This is a genomic window from Bradyrhizobium sp. USDA 4369 (assembly GCF_054056435.1).
Genome location: NZ_JBSRYH010000001.1, coordinates 707,626 through 720,777 on the forward strand (window position 1 = coordinate 707,626; position 13,152 = coordinate 720,777).

Consider the following 13,152-nt stretch of genomic DNA (forward strand, 5'->3'; position numbering starts at 1 on the left):
TTCACCGCAAGAGCGCGCGCCGCGCATCGCGCGGTTCGTCACTCTGCCTCGCGCCGATACGCAGGGCCGGACGGACCGAAGCGTTCCGGCGCGGGATCGGGCTGCGAATAGACAGGCGCAGCGCCGCGGGCTCGCAGCAGTCCCATGCGTCCGGCCGGCGTCAGCGCGCCACCATTGAGCACGTCGCGATTGGGGTACATCGCCTGGAAGGCCGCAGGCTCCTGCTGCCCCCAGAACCAGCCCTGCGCCGACGCCGGCGCAGCAGCGGTCGAGGACAGCAGCAGAGCTGTCAGAGGCAGCGATCGCCTCATCGCTGTTGGCTCGGATATGGTGAGCATCGGATCGATCCGTCCACGCCGATCCTCCACCGGACGCATCACGACCGCGCGACCATAATTCGATCGATAACGAAGTGTGCCATGACCTGAACGTCACGCCTTTGCCCGTCGCCCTGCTTCGCCAGCGGGCCGGCGTGACGACGGCGCGCAGAAGCGGCAGGACAGATCTGGCATGTTCGCGGCGGATCTCGAACGGAGCCGGCCGGAACATCGATGGGTCGAAGCAAGAGCGTCGCGGTTCGAGCGAGGCCGACCTCGCCGGCCGCATGCTCTGCGGTCGGCGAGGCGGACCGGCAGGCCCCTGGCGGCTCGTTCACGCAGTCGTGTGGCCGCCGCTGTAACGCCCAGAGACCGCCGACGTATCTTGCGACAGAGGCCGGGACGGGCCAGTGTTCCGGCCGGCGACATGAGAAGTCACCCAGACGAGGATCGAAGATGCGCCTCACCCGCTCCCTTTTCATCAAGACCGCCCTGCTCGGCGCCATCGCGGCGGCCGGGATCCTGGCGTGGCAGCCGCTGCACGCCGCCGAGGAGGCGGCGGTGATCCCGCCGCCGGCGCAGGACCAGCCGGCCGCCGACGGGCTGGAGACCGCCGTGGTCGCCGGCGGCTGTTTCTGGGGCGTCCAGGGCGTCTATCAGCACACCGCCGGAGTGGTCAGCGCCGTGTCCGGCTATGCCGGCGGCACCAAGGCCACGGCCGATTATCGAACGGTCTCGAGCGGCACCACGGGCCATGCGGAATCGGTGCAGATCAAGTTCGACCCGAAGAAGATCAGCTACGGGAAGATCCTGCAGATCTTCTTCTCCGTGGTGCATGATCCGACCCAGCTGAACCGCCAGGGCCCGGACTCCGGCCCGCAATATCGCTCGGCGATCTTCACCACGTCGGACGCGCAGAAGAAGGTGGCCGAGGCCTATATCGCCCAGCTCGACAAGGCCAAGGTGTTCGGCAAGCCGATCGTGACCAAGGTGGGCAAGCTCGAGGCGTTCTATCCGGCCGAAGCCTATCATCAGGACTATCTGACGCTGCACCCGAGCCAGCCTTATATTGCCTATAACGACCTGCCGAAGATCGAGAACCTGAAGAAGATCTTCGCGGAGAACTATATCGAGAAGCCGACGCTGGTCAGCGACGCGAAAGCGACGAACTGAGCATGAACGGAGCCGATGAACAGCCAGGCGATCGCTCAAGGCGACGCCGCCGGCCGAGATGTCACCGAGAGGGGCGGACTGGGCTGGTCCGCCGAAGGAGCTGAGATGAGCGACACCAAGACGAGCGACAAGGTCGTCAAGACCGAGGCCGAGTGGCGCAAGGAGCTGACGCCGATGCAGTACGCCGTGCTGCGCGAGAAGGCGACCGAACGTCCGTTCTCGGGCGAGTACGAGCATGAGCACCGCGCCGGGAGCTATGTCTGCGCCGGCTGCGGCCAGACCCTGTTCGAATCCGACGCCAAGTTCGATTCCGGCTGCGGCTGGCCGAGCTTCACCCAGCCGGCGGTCGAAAGCCATATCGACGAGGAGACCGACTATACCCACGGCATGGTCCGCACCGAGGTGCTGTGCTCGAAATGCTCGGGCCATCTCGGCCATGTCTTCCCCGACGGTCCGGGGCCGACCGGCCTGCGTTATTGCATCAACTCGGCGGCGCTGAAGCTGAAGCCGCGCTGACGACGATGGCCTCCCCCGGTGCCGCTTCCCCCGGCGGTATCGGGGGCTGGCACGGCAAATTTTCCGGGCCGGAACGGCCAAAATCGACCGCACGGCGCGAGATTTTCGCTGTGCGGATCGGCCTCCCCTGCATTCACAAGTTGCAGACCAACTAAATCATTGAAAAGATAAAATATTTTCATCAGGCCCGCAGCAGGCTGGATTTACGATGTGACCGGGCAGGATTCGCATTTCTGTCAAATCGGCCTATATTAGGGGTCGTAACTGACATGCAGGGCCGGGCCGCCTGGAGCGGCATATACCGCCCTCCACTCCCGCAATCGCTGGCGTCATTGCCAAGCTTGATCGTTCGAAAGCTCGCGTCAGCGCTCTTAGCCGACAAGAAGAGGTCTCAGACCATGCGTCCAATGCGTCCGTTCAACTTCAACACTTCTGCCGAACTGTTCCCCGCCGCCATTCGCAAGAAGAAGCGGGCGGGCTTCGCCTATCGGCGGTTCGGCACTGCGGCTGAAGCAGTCCGCTTCGCCATGGAAGAGTTGCCGGCGGACTCGCTGAATGGCGCCTATCTGCAGGTCGAGGAGGCCCGTTTCGACCAGAACGGCATCCGCACCCTGTATGAGAGCGAGGCGTTCCCGCTGCCGCGCCGTGCCGTTGAGAAGGCTCCGGACGCCGACGCGGCGTAAGCCAGCCAGGTCGTCAAACGAAACCCTGCCCCGCCTCGAGCGGGGCAGTTTTTTTTGTGGCCTGCGTGTGCTGCTTCGCCGCGCCTCACCGCGGCTGCGTGTCCAGCCAGCGCCGCAGGATCCTGGCGTTGCGCATATTAGCGCGGAACAGCACGTCGAAGGCGTCGCCGGCGACCGGCACCATGCCGATCACGCCCTCGACCGCGACGTTGCCGAGCATGCGCGTGATCACGTGCCAGGGCGCTCCGAGCGCGCGGGCCTCGCGCACCAGCCATAGCGACAGCGCGGTCGCGATGAGGTCGCCGACGACCGGGATCAGACCGATGATCCCGTCAATGCCGTAGCGAATGTTGGTGCCGGGCAGGACGAAGGCGACGTCGAGCAGCTTGGCCACCGCCTCGAGCCGCGCAATGCGCTGCTCACGGGTCAGATTGCCGAACGGGTTGGTGCTCTGAAAGTCGAAGCGGATGCCGCCGGGCCCATCGAAGGCGCCGCTGAACGGGCCCTGAAACGGTCCCTGCGGGATCTCCCGCCCGTCCTGGTCGATGATCGGCCCGCGCGCCTCATTCGCGTTGAAGCGCGCCTGCGAGGCACGTCCGGACGGACGGCGGGATGTCGTGGAGACCTGGTCTTGCATGCCCATCACATAGAAACGCGGCGGCGCTGCGCAAGTTGCGTCATGCCGTCACGCACTGTGCTCGCGGGGCTGACCGGCCGCGGCACCGGGGAGCGGCTCGTCGACATAGCGATGAACCAGCCAGGACGACACCGTCGCCGGAATGAAGCCGACCATCCCATACAGGATCCATTGCAGGGCCCCAGAATCGGAACCATGCGAGGCATAGTTGAAGCCGGCCAGCAGGAAGCCGACGCTGCCGACCAGCAGCATGCGCAGCACCGGCGGAATGCGCCGGACATGGAACAGGATGTCGTCGATCGCGCACATCATGAGGGCGGGCAGGAAGCCGAACAGATAGCTGAACTGCAGCGAGGTGACGAACACCTTGAACAGTTTGGCCACCTCGCCCGCGTCGGTGTTGGTCCAATAGCCGGACATGTAGGTGGTGACCAGGAGCAGCACGAAGCCGCCCAGCGCTGGCCCGACGGCAACGAAGATCAGATAGCGCTTCATGCTAAACCTCCCGCCTCGCTCGATGGCCGACCCCGCGAAGCCCGTGCCGTCCGGTCAGTCACCCCACAGCGTGAACGCGTCGTTGAAGGCCCGCTCCCCCGGTGCGCCCTTTTCGATCGCGATGATCGCCCGCCGCTGATTGGTGTAGACCAGGGGCACGTCGAACCAGGAGCGCTCCTTCAGGAGCTGAACATTGCGGGTCCGGTCGGCGTCCACATTGGACAGGCCGACCAGGAAAAAGCCATCGGTGACCTTGACCGCAAGGCCGGCCAGTGGCGTTCCGCGCGACTGCTCGTTGGATTTCATCAGGATGCCGGGCACGTTACCGACACCACCGCCGGAGAAATCCTGCGGCAGGATGAAGGTCAGCTCGGCGGTGTGGCTCGCGGGCAGCGACGTGTCGGTGTTGCGCCGGAACGACATCGTCATCTTGAACTTGCGATCAGGAATCTCGATGTCCGCCCGAACGGCGATATCCGCCTTCTGCGTCCCCGTCGCCTTGATCTGCTCGGTGCGCCAGACCACCGATCCGATATATTGCTTGCCCTTGGGATCGCCGGGATCCTCGTCATAGAGCACGACCCGCTGCGCGACCGGCGCGATCTGATCCGAGGACGGCGCCTGGCCGACCCGGTCGGTGATCTTCGGCTTCGTCAGCGGCGCGCCATTGTCCTTGGGCACCTCGACGGTCGAGGACGATTTGAACAGGTTGGTGACGGCGCCGACCAGCGGCCGGCCCCATAGAATGCCGGCGCCGATCAGGATCAGCACGATGCCGGCGCCGATGGCGGCCTTGAACGGGAAGGTCGAGCCGCTCCGCTCCGACTTCTTCTTGCCCTCGCGCTCCGCCCCGGCGCGCTGACGACCGGACGTGGCCGGCAGGGCGTAACGTTCCGCCTCCTGGACCGACTCGTCATAGGAATAAGGCGGCTCAGGCAGTGGCGGCCGGTCGTCATCGCCATCGAGACGATCGAGCTCGGTCGCGGGAACATTGGCGTAGGTCTTCCGCGCGGCGCGATTCGCCTGGGCGGTCGCCTTGCCGAGATCGTCGACATCGGCCGTGATGTCGCGGAAACCGCGCATCGCCGGCGTTGCCGCGGGGCCATTGTTATCCGGACCGCGGCGCGGAGCGGCGGTTCGTTCGCGCAGCGGCGGTGCGTCCTGGGCTGCCGCTTGCGGCGGCTGGGGACGCAGCGGGGCCGTCGGCGCGGCAGCGGCGGGTGGCAGATCAGGCCGCGGGGCACGGGCAGGTCTTGCGTCCGGCGACTCGGAGCCGAGCAGCGGACGATCATCGCGGGGCACGGGCGACACCGCCGCAGGCCGTGGCCGAGGGGCGGGAGATGGCGCCTGGTCCGGTCCGGGCCCGGGCTGGGCCACCGGCGCCGCCGGCCCATCCGGATTGCGCGCTCCGGCCCGTCGCAAGGCATCGCCTGGACGCGCGGCGCCGCCGGACGCCCGCTGCGCCTCGCGGGCGCGCTGGGCTGCCTCCGCTTCCACCTTGCGGACGGCCTCCTCCAGCGACAACCGCTCACGCGTGATCTCGGACTCGCTGAGTGGCGGCTGGACGCTCCGCAGCTGGGCGATCAGCGCCGCCCGAGCCCGCTCATAGAGCGCACGCCGGCTCTCGCCGGGAGCATTGGGGTCCAATCCGGCAATGGCACGGGCTATCAGCGGGTAGTAGTCGGCCATATCAACTCAATTCGCGGGCTGCGCTGTCGGGTCCCGTCACGCCTCAAAGGGATTCTGGACCAGAATAGTATCCTCGCGTTCGGGGCTGGTGGAAAGCAGCGCGATCGGACAACCCACCAGTTCCTCGATCCGCCGGACGTATTTGATAGCCTGTGCCGGCAGATCAGCCCAGGAGCGGGCATTCGCGGTCGGCTGCTTCCAGCCTTCGATGGTCTCATAGATCGGTTCGACCCGGGCCTGTGCGCCCTCGCCTGCCGGGAAATGATCGATCTCCTTACCGTCCAGCCGATAGCCGGTGCAGACATCGATCGTGTCAAAACCATCGAGAATGTCCAGCTTGGTCAGCGCAAGACCGTTAATGCCGCACGTCCGCACCGCCTGGCGAACCAGAACGGCATCGAACCAGCCGCAACGACGCGGCCGGCCGGTGTTTGTTCCGAATTCGCGACCACGCTCGCCGATCTTGCGGCCGGTCTCGTTGTCCTGCTCGGTCGGGAACGGCCCCTGCCCGACCCGCGTCGTGTAGGCCTTGCACAGGCCGAGCACGTAGCCGATCGCGCCCGGCCCAAGGCCGGCGCCGGTCGCGGCCTGCGCCGCCACCGTGTTGGACGAGGTCACGTAGGGATAGGTGCCGTGATCGACGTCGAGCAGTGCGCCCTGTGCGCCTTCGAACAGCATCCGCTTGCCCTCGCGGCGCTTGATGTCGAGCAGCCGCCAGACCGTTTCGGCATAAGGCAGCAGCTTCGGTGCGAATGCCGTCAGCTCGCGCAGGATGTCCTTGCCGTCGATCTGCTCCAGGCCGAGACCACGGCGCAGCGCGTTGTGATGGGCGAGCAGGCGATCGATCTTATGCGGCAGCGTGTCGAGATCGGCGAGATCCATCAGCCGGATCGCACGCCGGCCGACCTTGTCCTCATAGGCCGGGCCGATGCCGCGGCGCGTGGTGCCGATGGCGGTCGCGGCGCTGGCGGATTCCCTGAGCGCGTCGAGCTCGCGGTGGAGCGGCAGGATCAGCGTGACATTCTCGGCGACGCGCAGATTGTCCGGGCTGATGGCGACGCCCTGCGACTGCAGCTTGCTGACCTCGTCCAGGAAAGCCTGAGGGTCGAACACCACGCCATTGCCGATCACCGACAGCTTCCCGGTCCGCAGCACGCCGGACGGCAGCAGCGCGAGCTTGTAGGTCGCGCCGTTGATGACGAGGGTGTGGCCGGCGTTGTGACCGCCCTGGAAGCGCACGACGATGTCGGCCTGCTCCGACAGCCAATCGACGATCTTGCCCTTCCCCTCGTCACCCCACTGGGCGCCGACGACCACGACGTTAGCCATGCGCAGCTCTTTCCTGTGCCAAGATCCAAAACAGCACGATCGGCTCGGGCGATATCGCTTCCGATGAGGGGCCAGCCTGGCCAACCATGCGCCCAGCCCAAATCGCGGCCGGGACCGCTCGCTTGCGAGGCGACCCACCGGATAAAGGAAGCCGCCGGGCTAGGCAAGCAAGAACGGGCCCCAGGAGCACAGAGAGCGCCACCAAGCCTTTGATAAGCCCCAAAATTTCAAGCCGCCCCGGCTGCGGATCGGGCGACCCGGCCCTTGCGCTTCTGGCGGCGCAATGATCCAGGCTCCCCATCGAACACCCGAACGGAGGCGATTCTACGATCGAAGCGGCGCGCCGTCAGGCTGGATCCGGCCATCGACAACCTCGATGATGCGATCACAGCGCCGTGCCAGGTCGAGGTTGTGGGTGACCAGCAGAAAGCTGGTGCCGACCGCGCGATTGACCTCCCGCATCAGCCCGAAGACCGCTTCTGCGGATTTGGTGTCGAGATTGCCGGTGGGCTCATCCGCCAGAACCAGATCGGGATTCATGGCCAGCGCCCTGGCCACCGCGACCCGCTGCTGCTGGCCGCCCGACATGTTGCTCGCGAGATGGTTGGCGAATTTGGCGAGGCCGACCTGGTCCAGCAGGCGCGAGGCCTGGGCCTCGATCTCGGGACTGGGGAAACCGCGATCGACCAGGAGGGGCATCATCACATTCTCCTTGGCCGTGAAGGCCGAGATCAGGAGATGAGATTGGAAGATGAAGCCGATGGTGTGGCCACGCAGATGAGTGAGTTCGGTGTCGCCGAGCGACGCGGTATCCTGCCCCTTGATCGTCAACCGGCCGGAGGTCGGCCGGTCGAGCAGGCCGACAATATTGAGCAGCGTGCTCTTGCCGGAGCCGGACGGACCAATCAGCGCGACGAACTCGCCGCGATCGACCTCGAGGTCGATGTCGTGCAGCACCTCGGTCTCGGTCGGCTGGCCGACATTATAGGCCTTGCACACCTTCTCCAGGCGCAGGATGTCCTCAGCCACGGATCGCCACCACCGGATCGAGCCTGGCGGCGCGCAACGCAGGCGCCGTCGCAGCGAGCAATCCCGTCACGGTGGCGAGCACCGCCGTGATCAAGAACAGGCGCCGCTCCAGGATCAGCGGAAACAGCTCCGAGCCGTCGGCCTGGCGCTGTACCGCGTGCCAATAGATCAACGCACCGGCGCCCATCGCGGCGCCGAACAGCGACCCGATGAAACCGAGCAGGCCGCCCTGCAGTAGAAACAGGCGCATGATCTTGCCGCGCGAGGTCCCCATCGCGCGCAAGATGCCGATCTCCTTGGAGCGCTGGATCACCGAAACGATCAGCACCGCGGCGATGCCGAACGCGACCGACAGCCCGACGAAGACCCGGATCAGCGTGTTGGAGGTCTCCTGGGCGCGCACGGCGGTGAAGAACTGCGCATTGGTCTTGATCCAGCTGTCGGCCTTCACCAGATTGGCCGCCTGGATCCGCTGCGCGATGTCCTCGGCGGCATAGATGTCCTGCACGGTGATGTCGATCGTGGTGACGCCGCCGACCATGCCGAGCAGCGACTGCGCCGTGCGCAGCGCGACATAGGCCGCCCGCTGATTGACGCCCTTGTTGCCGAGATCGACGAGGCCGGTAACTGTCAGCACGCGGTTGGCGCCGGACGCCGCCTGGACGTTGAGCTTGTCGCCGACGACGGCGCCGAGATCCTTGGCCAGTTCGATCCCGATGATGATGTCGTCGCTGGTCAGCCGCGGCTCGCCGGCCGCGATGTAGTCCGGTACGCGCACGATCGTGAAATAGCTCTCCGGCTCGATCCCCGAGAGCGTCACGGCACGGCTGGCATCGCCACGAATGGCGAGAGCGGAGCCCGAGATGGTCGGCGACACCGCCGTGATCTCCGGCATCGCCAGCATCTGATTGCGGATCTTGGGCCATTGATCGATCGAGATCACGCGCTGGCTCGGGCGCTGCACGATGGCGTCCTCGATCACACCGTGGTCATTGCGCAGGGGACGTGCGACCTGATCGGGCGTCAGCAGTTGGATCTGCGGCTGCGAGGTCAGCACGCGCTTGATGAAATTGGCCTCGAGCCCCGCCAGCATCGCCGACATGAAGACGATCACGCCCACCCCGATCGCGATGCCGCCGATGATGAACAAGGTCTGGAGCCGGCCTTCGCGCAGGAAGCGCACGGCCGCGATCCACTCGAACGGAAGCCAGCGGTTCACGGCAGCACCGCACGGAAGCGCTGGCCGGTCACGACGCCGGAACTCTGGGGGACCGCGACATCCCCGGCGCTCAAGCCAGCAACGATCTCGACATGGCTGTTGCCGCGGATGCCGACGCGCACCGGAATCTTGGCCGCGCGGCCGTCCTTGACGCCGAGCACCCAGGGCTGGCCCGAGGTGAGGTCATGAACCGAACGCACCGGCAGCTCCAGAGTATCCCGACGAGCCGCGACCTCGATGTCGACAGACACCGTCATGTCCTGGCGCAGATAATCCGGCGGATCCTTGACGGTGAGCTTGACCTGCACGGAGGCACGGGAAATATCGACGCCGGGATTGATGTAGCTGACGACCGCAGCGAAGCGGCGGTCGGGATAGGCGTCGGCCGAGGCCAGCGCGGTCTGGCCCAGCGCCAGCTTGCCGAGATTGCGCTCGTCGATCTGCAGCACGAGCTGCACGTCTCCGGCCGGCGCCAGCACCAGCAGCGCCTTGCCGGGCTGCGCCACGGCGCCCTTCTCGACGCTGCGCGTGATCAACACGCCGTCGCGCGGGGCCAGGATGGTAGCGTAGCCGAGACGGGATTGCGCCGTGTCGAGACTGGCGCGCGCCTGGTTGAGCTGGGTCTCGGCCATCACAAAGTCGCTGCCACCGGGGCTTGCTGTGAACACCTGAAACTCGGCCGCGCGCTTCTGCGCCAGAGCTACATCGAGCGTCTTCTGCGCCTCGTCGAGCGCAGCCCGGGTCGCGTAGCCATTGCCAGCCAGTTGCGACGTACGGTCGTAGGTTTGCTGGGCATTGAGAAGGGTCGCCTGCACCTGACGCAGCGCTTCCTTGGCCGACGGCAAGGTCAGCTCGGCGAGCTGGCGCAGGCGCGCCTCCGCCTGCGCGACGGCGCCCTGTGCCTGCAGCACAGCGGCCTTCAACTCGCGCGCCTCGAGCGAGATCAGAGGCTGCCCCTTGGTGACACGCTGCCCTTCCTGCACCAGCACATCGTCGACGGTTCCGGTGACCTGGCTGCCGATCTCGACGCGATAAGGTGTCTCGACATGGCCGCTGGCGACCACCGTCTCGACCAGATCACCACGCCGGACCTGATCGACCACGACCGCTGGACCAAGGACCACGCGCAAGCTCTGCCAGCCGCCGAAGCCAAGCAACAACGTCACCGCAAGGACGAACCAGCGGTGCGCCCAAATGGCGGACCAGAGGGCGGGCTGCGAACTGGTTTTCTGACGTGGGAGGGCTGCAGTTTGATCGGCCATCTCTGTCAATACGCAAGCGCCCAGAGAACCGGGCGGAATTTCGTCCGCGCATGCCTGACCATGCGGCGCGCCAGCCCCACAGCCCGCTTCGATAAAGTAGGTCATCGCAGCATCAGCATCTTGCGCTAGGTCAACCGCGATGCGGCGCATCGTGCAAATCAGGACCAATGGCCATGAACATTCGTCCACAAACATGAACGGGGCCACGTGAGCAGCAACACCACCCCAGGCCTCAACCGCTTCTGGCACCTTCCGCAGGCGACGATCTGCGGCAGCTTGGGCTGCGGCCTGAATGGCCTCGGCCAGGCTGACGCTGAACAGCGCCTCCAGCGCTACGGCCGCAACGCCGACATGCCGTCGCATGTGGTCGGCCCTCTACGCGCCGTGCTGCGCCGGCTGCTCGAGCCGCTGTCGCTCATTCTGCTGGTGGCTGGCATCATCTCGATGGGCACCGGCGACGTGATCGGTGGCGCGATCATCGTCATGATCCTGGCGCTGTCGATCGGACTCGATACGGTTCAGGAGGGACACGCCGTCAAGGCCGCCGAGGAACTCCGCCGCTCGGTCGCCTTGAAGGCCGAGGTCCTGCGCGACGGCACCTATCGCGAGATCGATGTCGAGGAGGTCGTGCCCGGCGACATCATGCGCGTGCGCGCCGGCGACATCATTCCTGCGGACGCGCTGGTCATCGAATCCAAGGCCTTCACCGCGGGCGAGGCCGCGCTGACCGGCGAGCCCTATCCCGTGACCAAGCAGGCCGGCGTTCCGACGGATGAGAACGACTCGTCGACCGCGCTGTTCCGCGGCTCGGTGGCGCAGACCGGTGAGGCCGTCGCCCTGGTCGTCAACACCGGACCGAATACAATGTTCGGTGCCGCCGCTTCGGCGCTGGCCGAGGTGCAGGGCCGCACGGCGTTCGAGCGCGACCTGCATGAATTCGGCCTCGTGATCGCCCGGCTCACGCTGGCGCTCGTGCTCATCGTGCTCGCGGTCCGGGTCGTGTTCGGCCGCGACGTCCTCGATTCGCTCCTGTTCTCCGTCGCGCTCGCGGTGGGACTGACGCCCGAATTGCTGCCGATGATCACCACCGTGACCTTGTCGCGCGGCGCGCTGCGCATGGCCAAGCGCAACGTCATCGTGAAGCGGCTCGCTGCGATCCACGATCTCGGCGCGATGTCGGTGCTGTGCACCGACAAGACGGGGACACTGACATCCGCGGAGATTACGCTTGCCCGCAGCGTCGGGCCCGACGGCAGCGAGGCTCCGCGCGCCGCCGAACTTGGCGCCATCGCTGCCGCGCTTGGCGGCGACCGCGGCTCGCTCGACGCTGCGCTGATCGCGGGCGCGGACCATGCCGCGTCAGGATGGAGCCTGGGAGGCCAGCAGGCCTTCGACTTCTCGCGCCGGCTCGGCTCGGTGCTGGCGATCCGCGGGCAGGACCAGATCCTGATCGTGAAGGGCGCGCCGGAAGCGGTGATCCCGCTCTGCACGCAGCAGCGGCAGGGCGGCACGGTCGCACCGATCGATGACGAGGGCTGCGCCGCCATCAGCGCGCGGGTTCATGCATTGGCGCAGGAGGGCCTGCGCACCGTGGCGATCGCCTCGCGACCCTGGAGCGGCGCACCGCGCGAGATCGAAACGGATGACGAGCAGGAGCTGATCTTCGAGGGACTATGCGCCTTCGCTGACCCGCCGAAGCCGACCGCCGCAGCCGCGATCGCGCAGCTCGCCCGCGCCGGCATTACGCTCAAGATTCTTTCCGGCGACGATCCGGTGGTGGTCAAGCGGCTGGCCGGCCTGGTCGGGCTGAAAGCGGATCGCGTGCTGTCCGGCAGCGACATTGCCAAGCTCAGCGACGATGCGCTCGCGGTGCAGGTGCGGTCCACCGACGCCTTCGGCCGGCTCGCGCCGGATCAGAAATCACGAATCGTCAAGGCGCTGCAGGCCTCGGGCGAGGTCGTCGGCTTCCTCGGCGACGGCATCAATGATGCACCGGCCTTGAAGGTCGCAGATATCGGCCTGTCCGTCGACGGGGCCACAGGCGTGGCGCAAGCGGCGGCGGACATGATCCTGCTTGCCTCCGATCTGGAGGTCGTCGCCGACGGCGTCGAGGAAGGCCGGCGCACCTTCGCCAACATCCTCAAATACGTCCGGATGGGCGCGAGCTCGAATTTCGGCAACATGCTCTCGATGGCGGTCGCGTCGATCATGCTGCCGTTCCTGCCCATGCTGCCGACGCAGATCCTGCTCAACAACCTGCTCTATGACCTGTCGGAACTCGGCATCCCCTTCGACCGCGTCAGTCCGCTGGCCACGGCACGTCCGCAGCGCTGGGACATGAAGCGTCTGCTGCGCTTTGCAGCCATCATGGGCCCGCTCTCGTCGGTGTTCGATTTCCTGACCTTCGGCGCGCTGCTCTACCTGTTCCAGGCGACGCCCGATGAATTTCGCACCGCCTGGTTCCTCGAATCCATGGCGACCCAGATTCTCGTCATCTTCATCATCCGGACCAATGGCCGGCCGTGGAGCAATCGCGCCGATCCGATGCTGACGGCCTCCTCGCTGATCGCGCTCGCGGTTGCGCTGGTCGTGCCGTTCACACCCGCCGGCGCATGGTTCGGCTTTGTGACACCGCCTGTCCCCCTGCTCATGGCCATCATGGCCCTTGTTGCCGCCTATCTGCTGTGCGCGGAATGGCTGAAGTCTCTCGCCATACAAGCCGCCCCCGGGAGATCGCGCCGGCCGCATCCCGCTCACCACCGAGCTGCGTGACCGCCCTGGCTGCATAGTCGCGATGCATCTG

General features: G+C 66.5%; 12 protein-coding genes. 4 read left to right on the plus strand and 8 right to left on the minus strand.

The window, feature by feature from the left end; genetic code table 11:
* Window positions 1-38: 38 nt before the first annotated feature.
* Window positions 39-338 carry a hypothetical protein gene (locus tag ACVIJ6_RS03310; RefSeq protein WP_456771483.1) on the minus strand — a complete coding sequence of 100 codons (300 nt, stop codon included), beginning with the start codon at window positions 336-338 and terminating at the stop codon, window positions 39-41.
* A gap of 435 nt (window positions 339-773) precedes the next feature.
* On the opposite strand from ACVIJ6_RS03310, the gene msrA reads away from it, so the two are divergent.
* The 3 genes from msrA (at window position 774) to ACVIJ6_RS03325 (ending at window position 2,689) form a co-directional block, all read left to right on the plus strand.
* The gene (msrA, locus tag ACVIJ6_RS03315; RefSeq protein ID WP_456771484.1) at window positions 774-1,490 is read left to right on the plus strand and encodes a peptide-methionine (S)-S-oxide reductase MsrA; all 717 of its coding nucleotides are present in this window, start codon (window positions 774-776) and stop codon (window positions 1,488-1,490) included.
* A gap of 105 nt (window positions 1,491-1,595) precedes the next feature.
* Window positions 1,596-2,006 carry a peptide-methionine (R)-S-oxide reductase MsrB gene (msrB, locus tag ACVIJ6_RS03320; protein WP_456771485.1) on the plus strand — a complete coding sequence of 137 codons (411 nt, stop codon included), beginning with the start codon at window positions 1,596-1,598 and terminating at the stop codon, window positions 2,004-2,006.
* 398 nt (window positions 2,007-2,404) lie between these two features.
* The gene (locus ACVIJ6_RS03325) at window positions 2,405-2,689 is read left to right on the plus strand and encodes a hypothetical protein (protein WP_012042087.1); all 285 of its coding nucleotides are present in this window, start codon (window positions 2,405-2,407) and stop codon (window positions 2,687-2,689) included.
* Window positions 2,690-2,774: 85 nt separating this feature from the next.
* Here the strand turns inward: ACVIJ6_RS03325 and ACVIJ6_RS03330 are convergent, their stop codons facing one another.
* From ACVIJ6_RS03330 to ACVIJ6_RS03360, 7 genes are all read right to left on the minus strand, one after another.
* Window positions 2,775-3,326 (minus strand): DUF4112 domain-containing protein, encoded by a 552-nt coding sequence (locus tag ACVIJ6_RS03330; RefSeq protein ID WP_456771486.1) that lies wholly within the window; start codon window positions 3,324-3,326, stop codon window positions 2,775-2,777.
* 48 nt (window positions 3,327-3,374) lie between these two features.
* The gene (locus tag ACVIJ6_RS03335; protein WP_456771487.1) at window positions 3,375-3,821 is read right to left on the minus strand and encodes a DUF5413 family protein; all 447 of its coding nucleotides are present in this window, start codon (window positions 3,819-3,821) and stop codon (window positions 3,375-3,377) included.
* 54 nt (window positions 3,822-3,875) lie between these two features.
* Complete coding sequence (locus ACVIJ6_RS03340) at window positions 3,876-5,510, minus strand: hypothetical protein (protein ID WP_456771488.1); 1,635 nt, start codon at window positions 5,508-5,510, stop codon at window positions 3,876-3,878.
* Between the two features lie 36 nt (window positions 5,511-5,546).
* Entirely contained in the window at window positions 5,547-6,839 is a 1,293-nt protein-coding gene (locus ACVIJ6_RS03345) for an adenylosuccinate synthase (protein WP_012042083.1), read from the minus strand.
* A gap of 324 nt (window positions 6,840-7,163) precedes the next feature.
* Window positions 7,164-7,868, minus strand: a complete 705-nt coding sequence (locus ACVIJ6_RS03350) for an ABC transporter ATP-binding protein (RefSeq protein WP_456771489.1) — start codon at window positions 7,866-7,868, stop codon at window positions 7,164-7,166.
* Window positions 7,861-9,087: an ABC transporter permease gene (locus ACVIJ6_RS03355; protein WP_456771490.1), complete on the minus strand. Its 1,227-nt coding sequence runs from the start codon at window positions 9,085-9,087 to the stop codon at window positions 7,861-7,863. Before ACVIJ6_RS03355 ends, ACVIJ6_RS03350 begins: the two co-directional genes overlap by 8 nt.
* Complete coding sequence (locus tag ACVIJ6_RS03360) at window positions 9,084-10,349, minus strand: efflux RND transporter periplasmic adaptor subunit (RefSeq protein ID WP_456771491.1); 1,266 nt, start codon at window positions 10,347-10,349, stop codon at window positions 9,084-9,086. Before ACVIJ6_RS03360 ends, ACVIJ6_RS03355 begins: the two co-directional genes overlap by 4 nt.
* A 207-nt stretch (window positions 10,350-10,556) precedes the next feature.
* On the opposite strand from ACVIJ6_RS03360, the gene mgtA reads away from it, so the two are divergent.
* The gene (gene mgtA / locus ACVIJ6_RS03365) at window positions 10,557-13,121 is read left to right on the plus strand and encodes a magnesium-translocating P-type ATPase (protein WP_456771492.1); all 2,565 of its coding nucleotides are present in this window, start codon (window positions 10,557-10,559) and stop codon (window positions 13,119-13,121) included.
* Window positions 13,122-13,152: the final 31 nt, after the last annotated feature.